This is a genomic window from Curvibacter soli, assembly GCF_029211125.1.
GTDB classification, from domain to species: domain Bacteria; phylum Pseudomonadota; class Gammaproteobacteria; order Burkholderiales; family Burkholderiaceae_C; genus Curvibacter_A; species Curvibacter_A soli.
The window spans coordinates 1-20062 of sequence record NZ_JARGEN010000054.1 but is presented as its reverse complement, the minus strand read 5'-3'; the positions used below and the strand labels follow the sequence as shown (position 1 = coordinate 20062).

The 20062-nt window shown below is 66.8% G+C and carries 21 protein-coding genes and 1 tRNA gene; 5 read left to right on the top strand and 17 right to left on the bottom strand.

The window, feature by feature from the left end; genetic code table 11:
* Positions 1-58: 58 nt before the first annotated feature.
* From PY257_RS11930 to PY257_RS11900, 7 genes are all read right to left on the bottom strand, one after another.
* Positions 59-1264, bottom strand: coding sequence for a M20 aminoacylase family protein (locus tag PY257_RS11930; RefSeq protein WP_275742067.1), 1206 nt, complete (start codon positions 1262-1264; stop codon positions 59-61).
* On the bottom strand, positions 1261-2151 hold the full coding sequence (locus PY257_RS11925) for an N-formylglutamate amidohydrolase (protein ID WP_275742065.1): 891 nt from the start codon (positions 2149-2151) through the stop codon (positions 1261-1263). Before PY257_RS11925 ends, PY257_RS11930 begins: the two co-directional genes overlap by 4 nt.
* A gap of 22 nt (positions 2152-2173) precedes the next feature.
* Positions 2174-3202 (bottom strand): ABC transporter ATP-binding protein, encoded by a 1029-nt coding sequence (locus tag PY257_RS11920; protein WP_275742063.1) that lies wholly within the window; start codon positions 3200-3202, stop codon positions 2174-2176.
* A gap of 13 nt (positions 3203-3215) precedes the next feature.
* Complete coding sequence (locus PY257_RS11915; RefSeq protein WP_275742061.1) at positions 3216-4193, bottom strand: ABC transporter ATP-binding protein; 978 nt, start codon at positions 4191-4193, stop codon at positions 3216-3218.
* A 2-nt stretch (positions 4194-4195) separates the two neighbouring features.
* Positions 4196-5125 carry an ABC transporter permease gene (locus PY257_RS11910; protein ID WP_275742058.1) on the bottom strand — a complete coding sequence of 310 codons (930 nt, stop codon included), beginning with the start codon at positions 5123-5125 and terminating at the stop codon, positions 4196-4198.
* Complete coding sequence (locus PY257_RS11905) at positions 5122-6099, bottom strand: ABC transporter permease (protein ID WP_275742056.1); 978 nt, start codon at positions 6097-6099, stop codon at positions 5122-5124. The genes PY257_RS11910 and PY257_RS11905 overlap by 4 nt, the downstream gene beginning before the upstream one ends.
* A gap of 102 nt (positions 6100-6201) precedes the next feature.
* Entirely contained in the window at positions 6202-7791 is a 1590-nt protein-coding gene (locus PY257_RS11900; RefSeq protein WP_419095704.1) for an ABC transporter substrate-binding protein, read from the bottom strand.
* Between the two features lie 133 nt (positions 7792-7924).
* Here PY257_RS11900 and PY257_RS11895 point away from each other — a divergent pair, with 133 nt between their 5' ends.
* The gene (locus PY257_RS11895; protein ID WP_275742052.1) at positions 7925-8890 is read left to right on the top strand and encodes a LysR family transcriptional regulator; all 966 of its coding nucleotides are present in this window, start codon (positions 7925-7927) and stop codon (positions 8888-8890) included.
* A 12-nt stretch (positions 8891-8902) separates the two neighbouring features.
* Here PY257_RS11895 and PY257_RS11890 read toward each other — a convergent pair whose 3' ends face one another.
* Together PY257_RS11890 and PY257_RS11885 are read right to left on the bottom strand one after the other, a co-directional pair.
* On the bottom strand, positions 8903-9544 hold the full coding sequence (locus tag PY257_RS11890; protein ID WP_275742050.1) for a lytic transglycosylase domain-containing protein: 642 nt from the start codon (positions 9542-9544) through the stop codon (positions 8903-8905).
* Positions 9545-9552: 8 nt separating this feature from the next.
* Positions 9553-11295 (bottom strand): proline--tRNA ligase, encoded by a 1743-nt coding sequence (locus PY257_RS11885; RefSeq protein ID WP_275742048.1) that lies wholly within the window; start codon positions 11293-11295, stop codon positions 9553-9555.
* Positions 11296-11396: 101 nt separating this feature from the next.
* Between PY257_RS11885 and PY257_RS11880 the strand changes: the two genes are divergently transcribed.
* Both PY257_RS11880 and PY257_RS11875 read left to right on the top strand, forming a co-directional pair.
* Positions 11397-12053, top strand: a complete 657-nt coding sequence (locus PY257_RS11880; protein WP_275742046.1) for an RNA pyrophosphohydrolase — start codon at positions 11397-11399, stop codon at positions 12051-12053.
* Positions 12040-12546, top strand: a complete 507-nt coding sequence (locus PY257_RS11875; RefSeq protein WP_275742045.1) for a CNP1-like family protein — start codon at positions 12040-12042, stop codon at positions 12544-12546. Before PY257_RS11880 ends, PY257_RS11875 begins: the two co-directional genes overlap by 14 nt.
* Before the next feature lie 19 nt (positions 12547-12565).
* Here the strand turns inward: PY257_RS11875 and proB are convergent, their stop codons facing one another.
* The 4 genes from proB to rplU all read right to left on the bottom strand — a co-directional run bounded on the left by proB (position 12566) and on the right by rplU (position 15534).
* Positions 12566-13720, bottom strand: coding sequence for a glutamate 5-kinase (gene proB, locus PY257_RS11870; protein ID WP_275742043.1), 1155 nt, complete (start codon positions 13718-13720; stop codon positions 12566-12568).
* 57 nt (positions 13721-13777) lie between these two features.
* Positions 13778-14857: an Obg family GTPase CgtA gene (gene cgtA / locus PY257_RS11865; RefSeq protein ID WP_275742041.1), complete on the bottom strand. Its 1080-nt coding sequence runs from the start codon at positions 14855-14857 to the stop codon at positions 13778-13780.
* 94 nt (positions 14858-14951) lie between these two features.
* The gene (gene rpmA / locus PY257_RS11860) at positions 14952-15209 is read right to left on the bottom strand and encodes a 50S ribosomal protein L27 (protein ID WP_275742039.1); all 258 of its coding nucleotides are present in this window, start codon (positions 15207-15209) and stop codon (positions 14952-14954) included.
* Positions 15210-15222: 13 nt separating this feature from the next.
* Positions 15223-15534 (bottom strand): 50S ribosomal protein L21, encoded by a 312-nt coding sequence (gene rplU, locus PY257_RS11855; RefSeq protein ID WP_275742037.1) that lies wholly within the window; start codon positions 15532-15534, stop codon positions 15223-15225.
* Between the two features lie 204 nt (positions 15535-15738).
* Between rplU and PY257_RS11850 the strand changes: the two genes are divergently transcribed.
* Positions 15739-16674, top strand: coding sequence for a polyprenyl synthetase family protein (locus PY257_RS11850; RefSeq protein WP_275742118.1), 936 nt, complete (start codon positions 15739-15741; stop codon positions 16672-16674).
* Positions 16675-16699: 25 nt separating this feature from the next.
* Positions 16700-16776 (top strand) — tRNA-Pro (locus tag PY257_RS11845).
* Between the two features lie 601 nt (positions 16777-17377).
* On the opposite strand, the gene istB is transcribed toward PY257_RS11845, so the two are convergent.
* The 4 genes from istB to PY257_RS11825 all read right to left on the bottom strand — a co-directional run.
* A complete protein-coding gene (istB, locus tag PY257_RS11840) occupies positions 17378-18199 on the bottom strand; it encodes an IS21-like element helper ATPase IstB (protein WP_275742034.1) in 822 nt (273 codons plus the stop codon).
* A complete protein-coding gene (locus tag PY257_RS11835) occupies positions 18189-18695 on the bottom strand; it encodes a hypothetical protein (protein WP_275742032.1) in 507 nt (168 codons plus the stop codon). The genes istB and PY257_RS11835 overlap by 11 nt, the downstream gene beginning before the upstream one ends.
* The gene (gene istA / locus PY257_RS11830; protein ID WP_275742030.1) at positions 18617-19723 is read right to left on the bottom strand and encodes an IS21 family transposase; all 1107 of its coding nucleotides are present in this window, start codon (positions 19721-19723) and stop codon (positions 18617-18619) included. The genes PY257_RS11835 and istA overlap by 79 nt, the downstream gene beginning before the upstream one ends.
* A 92-nt stretch (positions 19724-19815) precedes the next feature.
* Positions 19816-20062 (bottom strand): hypothetical protein (locus PY257_RS11825; protein ID WP_275742029.1); only part of this gene is annotated, 247 nt, incomplete at its 5' end.

Genomic DNA, 20062 nt, shown 5'->3' with positions numbered 1-20062 from the left:
CCATATAGCCGCCAGCGCTTTGTTTACCTGCGGTGGCGATGCATACTCCCCCATATTTTCAAGACCGGGCGAAGAACGCCTGCACCAGCCGCACCCAGTAGGTCGAGCCCACGGGCAGCAGTGCGTCGTTGAAGTCGTAGTTGGGGTTGTGCAGCTCGCACGGGCCCATGCCGTGGTAGCTGTACTCACGGTGGTCGCCGCCGCCGTTGCCCAGGAACAGGTAGCTGCCGGGCACCTTCTCCAGGTAGAAGGAAAAGTCTTCCGCGCCGCCCATGGGCGGCGTCTCGCGCACCACGCGGTCGGCGCCGAACGCGTCCTCGGCCACCTGGGCGGCGAAGTCGGTCTGCGCGTCCCGGTTGACCAGCGGCGGGTAGGCGCGCACGAACTTCAGTTCGCCGCTGCCGCCGTGCACCTGGGGCAGCGTCTCGGCCACGCGCTTCAGGTTGGCCTCGATCTCGTCGAGCACCTGGGCGCTGAAGGTGCGCACCGTGCCGCGGATGACGGCCTGGTCGGGGATGACGTTGTAGGCGTCGCCCGCGTGGATCTGGGTGACAGAAAGCACCGCCGTCTCGATCGGGTTCTTGTGGCGCGAGATCAGGGTTTGCAGCACGCCCACCATCTCGCTGGCGATGACGATCGGGTCCACCGTCTTGTGCGGCTGCGCGGCGTGGCCGCCGATGCCGCGCACGATGATGTCGAAGCGGTTGCTCGACGCCATCATCGGCCCCTTGCGGAACGCGAAGGTGCCCGCGGGAATGCCGGGCATGTTGTGGATGCCGTACACCTCGTCGCAGGGAAAGCGCGCGAACAGGCCGTCCTCCATCATGGCGCGCGCGCCGGCGTTGCCGCCCTCCTCGGCGGGCTGGAAGATGAAGTTGACGGTGCCCGCAAAGTCGCGCTGCGCGGCCAGGTACTGCGCCGCGCCCAGCAGCATGGTGGTGTGGCCGTCGTGGCCGCAGCCGTGCATGCGGCCCGCGTTGCGCGATGCGTGGGCGAAGCGGTTGTGCTCGGGCATGGGCAGCGCGTCCATGTCGGCGCGCAGGCCGATGGAGCGGCCGCCCGCGCCGCGCGCGCCGTGCAGCACGCCCACCAGGCCGGTGCGGCCCAGGCCGCGGTGCACCTCGATGCCCCAGGAGGCGAGCTTTTCGGCCACGAGATCCGAGGTGCGCGTCTCTTCGAACGCGAGTTCGGGGTGGGCGTGGATGTCGCGGCGGATGGCGGTCAGCGCGCCGTGCGCGCGTTCGATGTCGGCGATCAGGCTCATGGCAGTTGCTCCTTCACATAGTTGGCAATGTCCTTGGAGACGCGGGCCAGCGCGGACTGCAGGGCGTCGAAGTTGCCGCTGCGCGCGCGCGTGGCCTCGTCCATGTACAGGCCCCGGTGCGCCTCCACCTGCAGGCTGTGGCGCCGCTCGGCGGGGCGGCCCAGGCGGGCGATCAGCGCCACGCCCTTGAACGGATCGTTGATGGCGACCTTGAACCCCTGCCGCCGCAGCGCGCCCGCCACCGCGTCGGTGAAGCCGGGCGCGCAGGTGGTGCCGTCCAGGTCGCCGAGCACGAAGTCGGCCAGCGGGTGGTCGCTGCGGATGCCCAGGCCCTCGTACGAATTCGCAGGCATGGAGTGCAGGTTCAGGTGCCACACGGCGCCAAAGCGCGCGTAGGCGCCCTCGATGCACTCGCGCATCGCGGCGTGGTAGGGGCGGTGCCAGGTGTCGATGCGCGCCTGCACCTCGGCGGGTGAGAGCAGGCGGTCGTAGATGGGCGTGTGGCCGTCGTGGCCCGCGTCGCGCCAGATCAGGCCGATGCCCAGCTCGGTCTTGCGGCTCGGCGCGACGGGGCCGGGCCAGGGGGCCGAGAGCATGGCGGGGTCGATGTCGTCGAGGTCGCGGTTGGGGTCGATGTAGCTGCGCGGGAATTGCGCCGCCAGCAGTGTCGCGCCGACCGTGGGCAGGGCCTGCCAGAGAACATGCACGTCGGTGTCCTCGCCCGCGCGCAGTTCACTGAACGGCAGCGCGTAGCGGAAGTCCGCCGGATAGCGCGTGCCGCTGTGCGGCGAGTCGCACACGAGCGGTATGGCAGCACCTTCGGGCAGGCGCAGGGTGAAGGGGGCGAAGGGCGTGGGAACGCTGGGGGGTACGGTGTTGTCGGTCATGGTCGTGAAGGGCGCGCGGGCGTCAGGCCGGTGCATCGTTGAGGTGGCAGGCGCTCGCATGGCCGGGCCCGAGCGTGCGCAGCAGCGGCGCTTCGCTCTTGCAGCGCGGCATGGCATGCGGGCAGCGCGGGTGGAAGGTGCAGCCCGGCGGCGGGGCGAGCGGCGATGGCAGCTCGCCCTTGATGGGCTGGTAGGCGCGGCGGGCGGTGTCGAGTCTGGGCAGCTCCGACAGCAGCGCCTGCGTGTAGGGGTGGCTGGGGCGGCTGAACACCGTGTCGGTGGGCGCCATCTCGACCACCCGGCCCAGGTACATGACGGCCACGCGGTCCGCGATGTGGCCCACCACGCCGAGGTTGTGGCTGATGAAGAGGTAGGTGAGGTCGAATTCGCGCCGCAGCGCGGTGAACAGGTTGAGCACCTGGGCCTGGATCGACACGTCGAGCGCGGCCACCGCCTCGTCGCAGACGATGAGCCGCGGCTTGAGCGCCAGCGCCCGCGCGATGCCGATGCGCTGGCGCTGCCCGCCCGAGAACTGGTGCGGGTAGCGCTGGGCGTAGTCCGGGTCCAGCCCGACCTGGCGCATGAGGCCGGCCACGTAGGCGGCTTTCTGCGCCGCCGGCACGATGCCGTGCACGACGGGCGCCTCGCCGATGATGTCGAGCACGCGCATGCGCGGGTTCAGCGACGCCATCGGGTTCTGGAAGATCATCTGCACGCCCAGGTTGAAGGCGCGGCGCTCGGCGTGCGTCATCTCGGCGGTGGTCTTGCCCAGGTAGCGCAGCTCGCCCGCGCTGGGCGGGTTGATGCCGGCGATGATGCGCCCGAGCGTGGACTTGCCGCATCCCGATTCGCCCACCACGCCGATCACCTCGCCGGCGGGGATGTCGAGGCTCACGTCATCCACCGCATGCACCACCGACGCCTTGTTGTGCGCGCCCAGCAGGTTGGCGATGCGCGCTGCCACGTCCAGCGGCTGCGTGAAGCGCTTGGAGATGCCGCGCAGTTGCAGCAGCGGCGCGGCGAAGGGTGGGGCTTGCAGGGTCCGGGACATGTCGGAGTTCTTGTCAGGCGGCATTCCAGCAGCGCACCGTGTTGGCGGGCGGCACCACCGAGGGCTGGGGCACCTGCAGGCAGGCGTCGCTGGCGCGGAAACAGCGCGGGCGGAACGCGCAGCCCTGCGGCAGGTGCAGCAGCGAAGGCGTCATGCCCGGGATCTGCTGCAAGAGCGTGCCGTGCGTCTCGCGCGTGGGGATGGAGCGGATCAGGCCCAGCGTGTAGGGGTGCGCGGGCCGCGCCACCACGTCGGCGGTGGCGCCGCTTTCGACGATGCGGCCCGCGTACATCACGGCGATCCGGTCGGCCAGGCCCGAGACCACGGCCAGGTCGTGCGTGATCCAGATGAGTGCGGTGCCGGTCTCGCGGCAGAGCTTCTGCACCTCGTAAAGAATCTGCGCCTGGATGGTCACGTCGAGCGCCGTGGTGGGCTCGTCGGCGATGATGAGCCGGGGCCGGTTCAGCAGCGCGATGGCGATGGCCACGCGCTGGCGCATGCCGCCCGAGAGCTGGTGCGGGTAGGCCAGCAGCCGATCCTCGGGCGCGGGGATGCCAACCATGGCCAGCGCGTCGCGGGCGCGGGCGCGGGCCGCTTTGTGGCCGGCTTTCTCGTGCGCGAGGATGGCCTCGACCATCTGGGTGTCGATGCGCAACACGGGGTTGAGCGTCATCATCGGGTCCTGGAAGATCATCGCAATCTCCTTGCCGCGAAGCTGGCGCAGGCGCTCCTCGCCCGCGCCCACCAGCTCTTCGCCCAGGTAGCGGATGTGCCCGCCCGCGATGCGGCCCGGCGGGTCGATCAGGCCGATGACGGAAAAACCCGTGATGCTCTTGCCCGAGCCCGACTCGCCCACGAGGCCGAGGATTTCGCCCGCGTCCACGCGCAGATCCACCCCGTCCACGGCCTTGACCACGCCGCCGTGGGTGAAGAAGTGGGTCTTCAGGCCCTGCACGTCGAGTACCGGGCTGGAGTTGACTGGGGTGCCCATGGCTAGCGCTCGTTGTGCGGGTTGAGGATGTCGCGCAGGTGGTCGCCCACGAGGTTGATCCCTACGATGGCGATGGCCAGCGCAATGCCGGGGAAGAACGAGATCCAGTAGTGGCCCGAGAGCATGAACTCGAAGCCGTTGGCGATCAGCATGCCCAGCGAGGGCTCGGTGACCGGCACGCCCACGCCGAGGAATGACAGCGTGGATTCGAGCGCGATGGCGTGGGCCAGGTCGATGGTGGCGATCACGATCAACGGCGGCAGGCAGTTGGGCAGCATGTGGCGCAGCAGCACGCGCGGCCAGCCTAGCGACATGCACTGCGCGGCCTCCACGTATTCCTTGGCGCGCTCCACCAGCGCGGCGCCGCGCGCGGCGCGCGCGAAGTAGGCCCACTGCACGATGATGAGCGCCAGAATCACCTTGTCCACGCCCTTGCCGAGCACGGCCAGCAGGATCAGCGCCACCAGGATGGAGGGCAACGAGAGCTGGATGTCGACGATGCGCATGAGCAGCGCGTCGATCCAGCCGCCGAAGTAGGCCGCGGCCAGCCCCACAGCGCTGCCGATGGCCAGCGCCGCCACCACCGAGATGCCGCCCACCATGAGGCTGGTGCGCATGCCGTAGAAGATGGCCGAGAGCACGTCGCGCGACTGGCCGTCGGTGCCGAGCCAGTAGGTCATGGTGCCGGCGGCGTTCGGGCTGCCGGGGTGCAGCTTGGCGTCGAAAATGTCGAGGTTGCCGATGTCGTACGGGTTCTGCGGCGAGATCCATGGCGCGAACACGGCCACGCCCACGGCGAGCAGCAGCAGCACGAGCCCGGCCGCCGCGAGCTTGCTGGCGAAGAATTCCCGCCGCAAGCGCTGCCACGGCGTTTCGGGCGGCGGCAGGGCCGGGCCCGCGGGTTCGGCAATGGCGGATGGAAGTGCGCTCATGCCTTGCCTCCTTGTATCCGCACGCGCGGGTCGAGCACGGAATAGAGGATGTCCACCAGCAGGTTGAGCATCACGAGGAAGAACACGATGAGGATCAGATAGGCCACGACCACGGGGCGGTCGAGCGTGATGATGGAGTCGAGCAGCAGCTTGCCCATGCCGGGCCAGGCGAAGATGGTTTCGGTGACGACGGCGAAGGCGACGACCTGGCCGAACTCCAGCCCGCCCACGGTGACGATGGGAATGAGGATGTTCTTGAGCAGATGCACGCGCAGGATGCGGCTCCAGGCCAGGCCCTTGGCGCGCGCGAACTTGATGTAGTCCATGGGCAGCGCCTCGCGCGTGGCCGCGCGGGTGACGCGGATGATGAGCGCGCCTTTGGCCAGCGCGATGGTGAGCGCGGGCAGGACGAGGCGCTGCCAGCCGTCGAGCGTGAGCACGCTCAGGTCCAGCGGCCCCAGTTGCACCGTGCGCCCGCGCCCGCTGGCCGGGAACCAGCCGAGCTGCACCGCGAACACCATGATGAGCATCAGCCCGACCCAGAAGTTGGGCAGCGAGAAGCCCAGCACCGAGCCGGTCATGATGCCGCGCGTGCTCAGCGCCCGCGGCTTCAGGCCGGCCCAGATGCCCATGGGCACCCCGGCCAGCAACGCCAGCAGCATGGAGACGCAGGCCAGCTCCAGCGTGGCGGGCATGCGCTCCAGGATCAGCCCCATGGCGGGCTGGCCGGTGAGGAAGCTCTTGCCGAAGTCGAGCCGCACCGCATGGGCCATGAAGGTGGTGTACTGCTGCCAGAGCGGCTGGTCGAGTCCGAAGGTCTGGCGGATGGCCTCGCGGTCCAGCTCGGATGCCTCGGGGCTGGCCATCATGGACACCGGGTCGCCAACGACGTAGAGGCCGATGAAGACCAGCCCCGACATGACGGCCATGACGAGCAGCGCCTGCAGCAGACGGCGGATGATGTAGGCGAGCATCGGGGGCGGCTCTGGTTTTTGAGAAGGCGGCGAAAACCGGGGAACCGGAAAACGGGGGGCGGCCTGCGCGCGGGGGCCGCCCCTCTTGGACACTACCGGGGGCTACTTGGCGAGCGTGATGTACTGCGCCATGGTCATCTGATCGGCGCGGCCCACGATGCCGATGCCCTTCTTCATGGCCCAGACCGAGTGCTCGAAGTGGATCGGCAGCGCGGCGTAGTCGGCCATCGCGAGTTCGCTGGCCTGCGCCAGGATTTCCGCGCGGCGGCCGGCGTCGAGCGAGGTGGCCGAATCTTCCACGAGCTGGTCGAGCGCCTTGTTGGAATAGCGGCTGCGGTTGGTGGTGCCCACGCCTTTTTCCTTGTTGGGCGTGACCAGGAGCGAGTTGAGGGTGTTGGACATCTCGCCCGTGGCGGTGCCCCAGCCCGCTAGGTAGGCGCTGTAGGCATAGCTGTCGCGGTTCTTGAAGAAGACGGCTGGCGCGGTGGCGTCCACGGTGGTCTTGACCCCGATGCGCGTCCACATCGCGGCCAGCGTCTGCGCGACCTTGCTGTCGTTGATGTAGCGGCCATTGGGCGCGCCCAGCACCAGCGAGAAGCCATCAGGGTAGCCGGCAGCCTTCAGCAGCGCCTTGGCTTTCTCGACGTCGGGCTTGGCAACCTTGATGAGGTTCTTGCTGGCGCCCGCCATGGGGTACGGCAGCAGTTGCGCGGCGGGCGTAGCCACGCCGCCCATGATGCGGTCCACCAGCGCCTGGCGGTCGATGGCCAGCGACATGGCCTCGCGCACGCGCTTGTCGAGGAACGGGTTCTTGCCGCCCGTGCCCTGGATGGTGGGCGTCTGCTCGCCGTTCTGGTCCAGCGCGACGTAGATGATGCGGTTGGACGCCTTGGTCACGACGTTGAGCTTGGGCTCCTTCTGCAGGCGGGCGAGATCGTCGGTCGGCGGGTCTTCTACCAGGTCCACGTCGCCGGCCAGCAGCGCGGCCACGCGCGCCGCCGGGTTGCCGATCGGGCGGTAGATCACCTTGTCCCAGGCCGGCGCCGGGCCCCAGTAGTGGGGATTGCGCTCGAACACGATCTCGCTGCCGCGCTTCCATGACACGAAGCGGTACGGGCCGGTGCCGACCAAGCCGGTGCCGGCGTTCAGTTCGGTGGTGGTCCGGCCCTCGGGCACGGAGCCGGCCATCGCCTTGGCCGACATGATGGGCAGGCTGGCCATGTTGGTCAGCAGCAGCGGGTACGGCTTGCTGGTGGTGATGCGCACCGTGAGCGGGTCCACGGCCTCGACTTTGGCAATGTTCTGCTCGTAGATCTTGAACGATGACGGGCTGTTGGGCACCTTGGGCACGCGGTCGAGCGTAAACACCACGTCCTGCGCCGTGAGCGGCGAGCCGTCGGAAAACTTGGCGCCCGCGCGCAGCTTGAAGGTCCAGGTGTTGCCGCTGTTGGTCCACGACTCGGCCAGGCAGGGCTTGGACACCAGTTCGGCGTCGGAGCAGACCAGCGGATCGAACAGCGTCTGCGAGAGCTGGATGTTGGGGGTGAGCGCGTGGTACTGCGGGTCCATGGACGTGGGCTCGGTCTTGAGCGCGACGACCAGATCGCGCGCCATGCCATGGCCGGACCATGCCATGGCCACGGCTGCTGCAGCACCCAGAAGGGCCGCACGGCCCAATGATTGAGATCGCATAGTCGCTTCCTTGTTTGCTTGGATGATCGAGTCTAGTCTTAAGCAATTTACAAACCAGCGGAAGGCAACAAGAATGCAGCGGGTTAACCTGAAGTTGACACCATGCATGAAAAGGTTGATGCCCCGCTCTCCGATGAAACTCCACCAGCTCCAGTATTTCGTTGCCACCGCCGAGCATGGCAGCGTGCGGGCCGCGGCGCACCACCTGGGCATTTCGGCCACGGCGGTCAGCCGCGCCTTGACGGAGCTGGAAGAGGGGCTGAAGACCCTGCTGATCGAACGCCAGGCCCAGGGCATCGTCCTGACTTGCGCCGGGCGCAGCCTGCTCACGCACGCCAGGCTGGTGCTGAACCAGTTGAAGCAGGCCTCCAGGGAAATGGAGGACCTGCGCGCACAGGCGCCGGTGCGGCTGTCCATCGGGGTGACACCGTGGTTCGCGCAGTCCATCCTGCCGCTGCTCATCACGCGCTTCCTGCAGCGCAGGCCCGACGTGGAGCTGCACATCGTGGAATTTCTCGGCATGCACTATGCACCGCTGCGCGACGGCAGCATCGACCTGGCCATCGGGCTCTGGGCACCCGATGCGGGACCCGCCGAACTCCAGGCGCAGCCGCTGTTTTCCTATACCTCGGCGGTGGTCTGCCGCATGGGCCATGCGCGCGCCCACGCGCGCTCGATCTACGAATTGCGCGGCGAGGAATGGATGTTGAGCCGCGACTGGCGCGAGTTCGGCCCGCCGTTCAGCGATATCTTCGAGCCTGCGGCCGAGCGCCCGCCGCGCATCCACATCGCGCATTCGGCCCTGATGACCATGACGCAGGTGGAGATGACCGACATCCTGTCGATCGCGCCGTGGCCGCTCATCGAAAGCCAGTGGCTGCGCGGGCGGCTGCAGGCCATGCACCTGCAGGAGCTTTTCCCCGAGCGGCTGACCTGCCTGCTCACGCGCCGCAACCATGTGCCCACCACGGCGTCGCGCGATTTCATCGAGTGCGTCTACGACAGCATCGCGCAGGCGCAGCAGTCGGACGACCCCATGCTGCGGCGCGTGCTGCGAACGATCGAGCCACAGCCAGCACTACAGAGCCGCGCGGCCTGACAGGCCGCGGCTTCAGGCCTCCAGCCCGGGCACAACCCAGCGGCGCTGCGCCCCCAGTACCGCCCTCGGGTACGGCACCTGGCCCCGGCTGCCGTTGTAGCGGCCCAGCGTCATGAACAGGTCGCCGCGCTCCCGGTCCAGGTAGTGGCGCAGGATGACGCAGCCGAAGCGCAGGTTGGTCTGCATGTGGAACAGCTTGTCGCTGTCGCCATCGCCGATCACCCGCGTCCAGAACGGCATCACCTGCATATAGCCGCGCGCGCCCACGCTGGACACCGCGAACTTCCGAAAATTACTCTCGACCTGGATCAGGCCCAGCACCAGGCTGACGTCGAGCCCCGCGCGGCGGCTTTCGTACCAGACGGTCTGCAGGAATTCCTTGCGCACTTCCCACTCGGGCTTCTGGCGGCGCAGGCGGTCGCTCAGCGTACCGAGCCAGCGCAGGTAGACGATGCGCGCCTCCGTGGTGCTGAACTCCGGCACAGGCGGCGCGGCATTGGACACGGCGGAACTCAAGGCCGTGCGGACCGAATCGGCCAGCGGCTCTTCCAGTTGGCCGCCCGCGTGCGCCGCAACCGGCAGCGCGAGCGCCAGCGGCCCTGCGGCGGCGGATGACAGCAGGGTCCTGCGCAGCAGCAGGCCGGTCGCGGGCATGGAAGGCTTCATATGGCGATGCGCCCACGCACGTGGGCCAGGATGTCGCCGACCGGCACCTTGGTGGCGGCTGCGTCGCGGCGGTGCTGGTATTCGAGCTGGCCATCCTTGAGGCCCCGGTCGGAGATCACCACGCGGTGCGGCACGCCGATGAGCTCCCAGTCGGCGAACATCACGCCGGGCCGCTCGCCGCGGTCGTCCAGGATGGCGTCCACGCCCGTCGCCAGCAGTTCGCCGTAGAGCTTTTCGGCAGCGGCGCGGACTTCCGCGCTGCGGTCCAGGCCGATGGCGCAGACCACCACGGTGAAGGGCGCGATTGCATCGGGCCAGACGATGCCGCGCTCGTCGTGGTTCTGCTCGATCGCAGCCGCGGGCAGGCGCGACACGCCGATGCCGTAGCAGCCCATCTCCAGCAGTTGCGGCTTGCCATCCTCGGCCAGAAAGGTGGCATTCATGGCCTTGCTGTACTTGGTGCCGAGATAGAACACATGGCCGACTTCGATCCCGCGCTCGATGGCGAGTACCCCATGGCCATCGGGCGACGCATCGCCGGCTACGACGTTGCGGATGTCGGCCACGCATTCGGGCTCGGGCAGGTCACGGCCCCAGTTGACGCCGGTGAAGTGATGGTCTGCCACATTGGCCCCGCACACCCAGTCGGCCATGACAGCCACCTCGCGGTCGGCCACGAGCCGAACCGGTTGCCGCAAGCCCAGCGGGCCCAGGTAGCCCGGCTTGCAGCCGAAATGGGCGTCGATTTCCGCCACGGTGGCGAAGCGGAAACCCGCGAGGCCGGGTATCTTGCCGACCTTGACTTCGTTCATGTCATGGTCGCCGCGCAGCAGCAGCAGCCAGACCTGGGTCTTCACGACTTCGCCGGCAGCGCTGAATTCATCGGTCGCCAGCACGAGGGATTTGACCGTGCGTTGCAGCGGCAGGCCGAGCAGGGCCGCCACGTCCTCGCAGGTGCTCTTGTCGGGTGTGGGTGTCTTGGCCAGCGCCTGCGTGGCGGCGGGCCGCGGGCCGCTGGGTGCGCGCGCCTCGGCCTTTTCCATGTTGGCGGCGTACTCGCTGCCGGGGCAGTAGACGATGGCGTCCTCGCCCGTGGCGGCGATCACCTGGAACTCTTCGCTCAGGTCGCCGCCGATGGCGCCGCTGTCCGCCGCCACCGCGCGGTAGCGCAGACCGAAGCGGTCGAAGATGCGCCGGTACGCCTGCGCCATGACCTGGTAGCTGGCCTTGGCGCCGACCTGGTCGCGGTCGAAGCTGTAGGCGTCCTTCATGATGAATTCGCGCCCGCGCATGAGGCCAAAGCGCGGACGCCGCTCGTCGCGGAACTTGGTCTGGATCTGGTAGAAGTTGACCGGCAGTTGCTTGTAGCTGCGCAACTCCTGGCGGGCGATGTCGGTCACCACCTCCTCGCTGGTGGGCTGCACGACGAAGTCGCGCTCGTGGCGGTCCTTGATGCGCAGCAGTTCGGGGCCCATCTTGTCGAAGCGCCCGGTTTCCTGCCACAGCTCGGCGGGCTGGATGACCGGCATGGTCAGTTCCAGCGCGCCGGCGCGGTTCATCTCCTCGCGCACAATGGCCTCCACCTTGCGGATGACGCGCAGGCCCAGGGGCATGTAGGTGTAGATTCCCGCGCCCAGCTTCTTGATCATGCCGGCGCGCATCATCAGTTTATGGCTGGCGATCTCGGCATCTGCGGGAGCTTCCTTGAGGGTGGAGATAAAAAATCGAGAGGCTTTCATCGGCGATTTTCGGGCGAGTGTCAGGCTATTCGGGGCAATTCCTTTGCCGCCCGCAAGGTGCCGTGCATAATGGAATCAGTTTCAAAATTTGGGGATAGATTATGCTTGACCGGGATGGCTTTCGGCCAAACGTCGGCATCATCCTGCTCAACCACCGGAACCAGGTGTTCTGGGGCAAGCGCATCCGTACCCACAGCTGGCAGTTCCCGCAGGGTGGCATAGACCGGGGCGAAACCCCTGAGCAAGCCATGTTCCGTGAGCTGCATGAGGAGGTGGGCCTCCTGCCCGACCATGTGCGTGTCGTTGCGCGCACGCGCGAGTGGCTGCGCTACGAGGTACCCGACCGCTACATCCGCCGCGATGCGCGCGGGCACTACAAGGGACAGAAGCAGATCTGGTTCCTGCTGCAATTGCTGGGGCAGGACTGGCATTTGAATCTGCGCGCGACGGACCACCCGGAGTTCGACGCCTGGCGCTGGAACGACTACTGGGTTCCGCTGGACGCGGTGGTCGAATTCAAGCGCCGCGTGTACGAAATGGCACTGACCGAACTGGTGCGCTTCCTGCCCAGGCACGAGCAGCGCAACCGCTATCTGCGCAGCGGCATGCGTGCGCGCGATTCCGAACGGGCGCTGCTGCCCGAGATCGCCATCGCGCATCGCCACATCGAATTGCCGCCCGGGGCCACGTTCGACCCCGATCCACAAAGCGACAACACCGTCGATTCGATAGCCATCCCTCCTCATGCGAATCCTTAGATATGCCGTGCTTGCCGCATTGCTGGTGAACGTGGCGGCCACTCCGGGCCCGGCTGGCGCGCAATCCTTTTTCAACGACGATTCCACATGGAAGGAAGGCGACACGCCGCCGCCGCCGGGCTTCAACCCGGACCGGCTCGTTGCCATCGAAATGCCCCCTTTCATGGCATTGCGGTATGGCGTTGATCCCGAGACGGTCTCCATCGGTGCCGACAGCGTGGTGCGCTACGTCATCGTGGCAACGAGCGCTTCCGGCGCCCGCAATGCTGTCTACGAAGGCATCCACTGCGCGAGTGGCCGGGTGAAGACCTACGCACGCTCGTCGGGCACGGACTGGCGCGTGGCGGAATCCAGCGATTGGCGCCCCATTGGCAACGTGCCTTACGCGCACGCGTTCGCCCGCCAGGGTGCATGCCAGGGTGCCGCGCCCGCCAGTTCGGTGCGTTCGCTCCTGCGCACGCTCAAGGGCACGCAGCACGAACCGACATCCTGACCCCTCCACGCCCGTGGCATCAGGCGCGCGATAGCACCAGGTTGTCGCGGTGCACCATTTCGGGTTCGGCGGCATAGCCCAGCACCGACTCGAATTCGCTGGACGGCCTGCGGCAGATCAGTCGGGCCTCGGTACTGGAATAGTTGGCCAAGCCCCGGGCGATCTCCTGCCCATCGGGGTCGCGCACTGCGATGACGTCGCCTCGCGAAAAAACGCCCTCCACCATCGTCATGCCGATTGGCAGCAGGCTCTTGCCTTCTTCGCGCAGCTTGGCCGCAGCCCCTGCGTCGACGACGACGGCGCCCCGCAACTGCAGGTGGTCGGCAATCCACTGCTTGCGCGCCTGGTTCTTGGCCGTCTGGGCGATCAGCAGCGTGCCGATGGGCTCGCCGCTTCCGAGGCGGAGCAGCACATCGGGCTCGCGCCCCCAGGCAACCACCGTGGAGGCACCCGAACCCGCAGCGCGCTTGGCCGCGAGGATCTTGGTGATCATGCCGCCGCGGCCAATGCTGGAGCCCGCACCACCGGCCATGGCTTCGAGCGCAGGGTCGCCCGCCTGGGCCGCATGGACGAAACGCGCATCCGCGTGCTTGCGTGGGTCCGCAGTGTAGAGGCCCTTCTGGTCGGTCAGGATCACCAGTACATCGGCCTCGATGAGGTTCGCGACCAGCGCACCCAACGTGTCGTTGTCGCCGAACTTGATCTCGTCGTTGACCACGGTGTCGTTCTCGTTGATGACCGGCACGACACCCAAGCGCAGCAGGGTCAGGATGGTGGAGCGGGCATTCAGGTAGCGCTCACGGTCGGCCAGGTCGGCATGCGTGAGCAGCACCTGGGCGCTGCGCAGGCCGGTCTGGCGCAGCTTGGTTTCGTACATCTGCGCCAGCCCCATCTGGCCAACGGCGGCGGCAGCCTGGAGTTCGTGGATTTCGCTGGGCCGCGTGGACCAGCCCAGCCGCTTCATGCCTTCGGCTACGGCGCCGCTGGACACCATGACCACCTCCCGTGCATGCCCCACCGCGCCGCTGACCAACGCAGCCAACTGGCGGCACCATTCCTCGATGGCATGCTCGTCGAGCCCGCGGCCTTCGTCGGTAACCAGGCTGGAGCCGACCTTGATGACGATACGGCGCGCTTCGCGCAGGATGTTCGAGTCGTGTGGTGAGTGGTTCATGGTGCTACAAAAGCGATGACGCCCTTGCTGCCTGGCCTGCGCAGCCCTTTAGAAAATTCAGTCGGCAGCAGACAGCGGCGTGGAGGCGAAACGCGGGTCGACCTCCACAACAGGCCGGTCTGCAACCTGTTGGGCCCGCACGTGCTGGTAGATGGCCTGGACCAGCGGTTCGCAGCCTTCGCGCGTAAGCGCGGAGATCTCGAACACCGCCCCCTTCCATTTGAAGCGCTTGACGAAATCCCGCACCCTTGCGGCCCGCTCGTCGGCGGGCACCATGTCGAGCTTGTTGAGCACCAGCCAGCGCGGCTTGTCATAGAGCGCCGCGTCGTACTTCTTGAGCTCCGCCACGATGGCCTTGGCCTGTGCGACGGGATCCACGCCATCGTCGAACGGCGCTATATCGACCACGTGCAGCAGCAACCGCGTGCGCTGCAGGTGGCGCAGGAATTGGTGCCCCAGGCCCGCACCCTCTGCCGCACCTTCGATCAGGCCTGGGATATCCGCGATCACGAAACTCTGCTCTGGGCCCACGCGGACCACGCCCAGGTTGGGATGCAGCGTGGTGAACGGATAATCGGCAATCTTGGGTCGGGCGTTGGAGACGGCCGCGATCAGCGTGGATTTGCCGGCATTGGGCATGCCGAGCAGGCCCACGTCGGCCAGCACTTTCAACTCCAGCTTGAGGTTCTTCTTCTCGCCGGGCCAGCCCGGGGTTTTCTGGCGCGGGGCGCGGTTGATGGCACTCTTGAACCGCATGTTGCCAAAGCCGCCATCGCCACCCTTGGCGAGCAGGATCGTTTCACCCGGGACGAGCAGCTCGTACAGAACATCGCCGGTATCGGCATCGGTGACGATGGTGCCCACGGGCATCTTCAGCACGATGTCGTCGCCCGCCGCACCGAACATGTCGGAGCCCATGCCATGCTGCCCGCGCTTGGCCTCGTAGCGGCGGGCGTAGCGGAAATCGACGAGCGTGTTGAGGTTCACGTCTGCGACCGCGTAGACATGCCCGCCCCGCCCGCCATCGCCGCCGTTGGGGCCGCCGAACTCCTTGTACTTCTCGTGCCGGAACGAGACGCAGCCGTTGCCGCCGTCGCCGGCGGCGACATCGATGAGAGCTTCGTCGACGAACTTCATGGTCTATGCAGTGTACAAAAGGAAGATCGGAGGGCCCGGAAAGCAAGAAGCCCCGCCGATGCGGGGCTTCCAGGGGATTTCAGCGACGGAGGCCTCAGGCCGGCGTCACGTTCACCAGATGCTTGTTCGCAGCGCCCTTGACGGCAAACGACACATGGCCATCCACCAAGGCAAACAGCGTATGGTCCTTGCCCAAGCCAACGTTGGTGCCGGGATGGAACTTGGTACCGCGCTGGCGCACGATGATGGAGCCGGCGCTGACCGCCTCACCGCCGAAAGCCTTCACACCGAGCATCTTGGGCTTGGAATCGCGCCCGTTTCGCGTAGAGCCGCCGCCTTTTTTCTGTGCCATGACTCAAAGCTCCTCAGCCCACAATCGCACCGATTTGCAGCTCCGTGAACTGCTGACGGTGACCCTGCCGTTTTTGATAGTGCTTGCGACGACGCATCTTGAAGATGCGGACCTTGTCATGCTTGCCGTGCGCCACGACCGTGGCCTTCACGCTTGCACCGGACACCAAGGGCGTGCCAACCTTCAATTCAGCGCCGTTGCCGACTGCCAGAACCTGGTCGATCACGATTTCTTGGCCTACGTCCGCAGCAATCTGTTCTACCTTGATTTTTTCGCCAGCGGCAACGCGATACTGCTTGCCGCCGGTTTTTATGACCGCGTACATATGAACCTCTGTATGTTGAGTCCTGCGGACGGATTTCCGCAGAACCTGAGATTATAGCAGGATGGTTGCCGCCGACTTCCATGCCGCCCTACGAGCCGCAGCCAAGGCCCGTCTATTTCTATAATCCATCGAACTCCTGCCCGCACCGCCTTGACCGCCCCCCCCCCATTCCCCCCTGCGCCGCTGACCATCATCGCCGAAGACATGCGGGCCGTGGACCGCGTCATCTCCCATCGCCTGGACTCCAGCGTCCCGCTGGTAGGGCAGGTATCGCACTACATCATTGCCTCGGGGGGCAAGCGCCTGCGGCCCTCACTGCTGCTCATGGTGTGCGGGGCGCTGGGCTACCGTGGCGACCAGCGGTTCAACCTGGCGGCGGTGGTCGAATTCATCCACACGGCCACCTTGCTGCACGACGACGTGGTGGACGCATCCACCCTGCGCCGCGGCCGCGCGACGGCCAACGAAGCCTTCGGCAACCCCGCGAGCGTGCTGGTCGGCGATTTTCTGTATACGCGGGCCTTTCAGATGATGGTCGACGCGGGCGAGATGCGCATCATGCAGATTCTGGCGGAAGCCACGAATATCATCGCCGAAGGTGAGGTACAGCAGTTGATCAACATGCACGACCCCTCGCTCGACGAGGCAGGCTACCTGCGCGTGATCCGCTCCAAGACAGCCAAGTTGTTCGAAGCCAGCGCCCGCCTGGGCGCCGTCCTGGCGCGCAGCACGCCTGCCGTGGAAGATGCCTGCGCCACCTACGGTCAGGCGCTGGGCACCGCCTTCCAAGTCATTGATGATGTGCTCGACTACGACGGCGATGCCGCCGAAATGGGCAAGAATCTGGGCGACGACCTGCGCGAAGGCAAGACCACGTTGCCGCTCATCATCGCCATGCAGCGCGGCACGCCGCCGCAGCGCGATGCCCTACGCCACGCCATCGAGAACGGCGCCCCATCACCGGACAGGCTGGCGGAAATCGTATCCATCGTGCGCGCCACGGGCGCCATGGACGCCACACGCGAAGCCGCCGCGGCAGAAGCCATGCGGGCAATGCATGCAATCGGCATGCTGCCGTCCAATCCATACACCGAAGGTTTGCTACAATTAGCGGCTCAGCTTCTTCAGCGCCGCGCCTAGTGGTCAGTGCGCTACAAGCAGGCATCGGGGTGTAGCTTAGCCTGGTAGAGCGCTACGTTCGGGACGTAGAGGCCGGAGGTTCGAATCCTCTCACCCCGACCAAAATTACCTTGTAAATCAAGGGATTACAGAGACCCGCGCCGCGGGGCTTTGTCGTCGTGGTGCGCCCGGCACGGGCGCACTCCAGCGGGTGCAAGTCCCGCCGTAAGTTGATCACAGCAAACGAAGTGAAGCGCAACTGCATGAGGGTGACCGAGTGTGGGGAGGAAGCGTGGAGCGAAGCTGCGAGCCGATGAACAAGAACCGGATAGAAGGCGCTGCCAAGCAGGGCGAGCGGGCGATGAACCGCGAAGCTCTCGTGATCAAGGCGAGGTGGCGTAGATCCGGCGGTTGTGCAGCGAAGGAGTGCGTTCTTACCCGGGGAGATCTCGCCTTGCGCCTGACCAGCCCGGAGGGCGCAGGACAGCCGTAGGCTGGTCCTGAGCGTAGCGAAGGATGCGCGCAGCGTGTCCGCGCCGATCCAAATCTGAGCCACCGGGCCGACTGAATATTGAGCCAGGGGTGGAAGCCGACTTTTGTGGGGTCGGCTGTGGATAAGTGTAGGTGCTGTGCTGGTTCGGGGACCTCCTTGCTGTTGTGTTGAAGGCGCTGGGCAAGACGCTCAGGGCGTAGCCCGTAGCGGCTTGTCCAGCGCGGAGCGTGCTCAGAATGGGTCGGGCTCAGCCTGCGTCGAGACGCCTTTGCGCGCGTGCTCGCGGGCCTTGATCCGTTTCTTGGCCGCAGCCGTGCTGCGACTGAACCGGATCGACTCGTTGCCCGTCTCCACGATGTGGCAGTGGTGCGTGAGCCGCTCCAGCAGCGCGGTGGTCATCTTCGCGTCGCCGAAGACGCTGGAGCATTCTGCGAAGTCCAGGTTGGTGGTGATCAGCACGCTGGTGTGTTCGTACAGCTTGCTCAGCAAGTGGAACAGCAGCGCCCCACCAGCCTGGCTGAACGGCAGATAGCCCAGCTCGTCCAGAATGACCAGGTCCATGCGCAGCAGGCTGGCTGCGATGCGCCCGGCCTTGCCTTGGGCCTTCTCCTGCTCCAGTGCGTTGACCAGATCGACCGTGGAGTAGAAGCGCACCCGCTTGCCGTGCCGGGTGATGCCCGAGACACCCATGGCCGTGGCCAGATGGGTCTTGCCTGTGCCCGGGCCGCCCACCAACACCACGTTGTGCGCCGCGTCGGTGAAGGCCGTGGTGGCCAGGGTCTCCACCAGCTTGCGGTCCACCGGCGAGACCTCGAAGTCAAAGCCCGCCATGTCTCGGTGCACCGGGAACTTCGCCGCGTGCATCTGGTGGCTGACCGAGCGCATCGCCCGGTCCGTGCCCTCGGCCTGTAGCAGGTGCTCGATCAGCCAGCGTGAGGACTCGATGCCCACACCGCCTCCCTCAACACCGCCTTGCTCGACCAGATCGGCCCACGCGCCGGCCATGCCGTGCAGGCGCAGAGCCTTGAGTTCGACCAGCACGTCAGTCTTCATGGCCGGCTCCTTCGATGGTGACACCCACTGTGTCCGAGCGCAGGCTGTCGTAGCGCGCCGTGTTCGCCAGCGGCGGCGTGGTCACTCTCAGCAGCGTGTCCGCCGTGGGCGGCACCGGCTGCGCGTTGAGCCGGTTCAGCACATTGACCACGTGCTCCACACTGACCTTGCCCGGTGGCCCACTCTCCAGCGCCAGCTCGATGGCCACCAGCACCGCGTCCAGACCGGCGCTGAGCACAACGGCCAGCACCTGCGCCATCACCCGGTCGCCGCCCGGGTTGCGCAGCAGCCCACGGCGCAGCCGCTGCAGCGGCTCGGGCATGTCGGCAAAGGGCGCGCCGTTCCTCAACGCGCCGGGCTTCCTCTGCAGCAGCGGGATGTAGTGCTGCCAGTCGTACCGGGTCTCGCCCGCGTTGCTCAGCCGTTCGTGGCGCGCCACGATGGTGTCGTCGGCCACGATGGCCACGCTGCCCTGGTACAGCCGTGTGCTGACCATCTGGCCCACCCGTTCGCACGGCACGGAATACCGGCAAGCGTGCCACCGACACCAGGCAGGTGCTGGAGACCCGCGCAGGTTTCTCGACGTAGCCATCGAACGGTACCGGCATGGGCATGAGGTGCGCGCGCTCGTGTTCGAGCATCTCGGCCACGCTGAACTGGGTGTGCTCGGGGTGGCGCACCTCGTCCCACAGCGCGCGGCAGCGCTGACCCAGCCAGGCGTTGAGTTCGCTGAAGCTGCCGAACTTGATCTTGGCCGCGTCGATCCAGATGCGCCGGCGGCTGTCCTGCACGTTCTTCTCCACCACCCCTTTCTCCCAGCCGCTGGCCACGTTGCAGAAGTCCGGGTCGTACAGGTAGTGCGCGCACATGGTGGCAAAGCGCTCGTTGACGACGCGCCCCTTGCCCTTCTTGACCTTGTCCACCGCCGTCTTCATGTTGTCCGTAGATGCCGCGTCGGGCCACGCCGCCCAGCGCTGCGAAGCTGCGGGTATGGGCATCGAACAGCATCTCGTGGCCCTGGCTGGGGTAGGCCACCAGCCAGAAGGCCCGACTGGCGCACAGCTTCATGTGTGAGACCTGCACCCGGTAGTAGATGCCGCCGATCACCATGCCTTCCTCGCTCCAGTCGAACTGGAAGGCCTCGCCCAGCTCGAAGGCCAGTGGCACGAAGGCGTTGCCCGCAGACCCCTGGCCTTCGCCCTGGCGCCATGCCCGGATGAAGTCGGTCACCCGCGTGTAACCACCCTCATAGCCCGCACGCCTGATCTCGGCGTACAGCGCTTTGGCCGTGCGCCGTTCGTGTTTGGGCCGACGTGCATCGGCTTTCAATGCCTGCCTGAGCACGTCGTGGAAGGCCGTGAGTTTGTTGGGCTGCTCGCCGCGCCGGTACTTCGGTGGACCGTCCACCTCCCCGTGCAGCCACTTCGCAACCGTGTTGCGCGAGAGCCCTGTCATGCGCGATATCTCGCGCTCCGATTTGTTCTTCCGGGCATGCAAATGCCGGATCCTGCCAATCATGTCCATGGTGATCACTCCTTGTCCTCTGCTGCACAAAAAAACAGCAGAGTAGGTTGTTCACCTGGCTCAGTTTTGGGTCGGCACTACCCTCAATACCCTCAAAAGTGGCTCAGTTTTCGGTCGGCGCCAACATACAATCGAAGCGCGCAACACCGGCCCCGGTCACGTTCACCGGAATCCCCGGTCACGATGTCGGAATCAGCGGTCACGTTCGCCGGAATACGCAGACATCCGCCTGCCACACGCAGGCGCGCTTGGCCTTCGCGCAGCAGGCACCAGACGGTGGCCTCATCGGCGCATTTGGCCTGCGCCCAAGCCTCCACCGGGGTGCTGCGCGGATTCCAC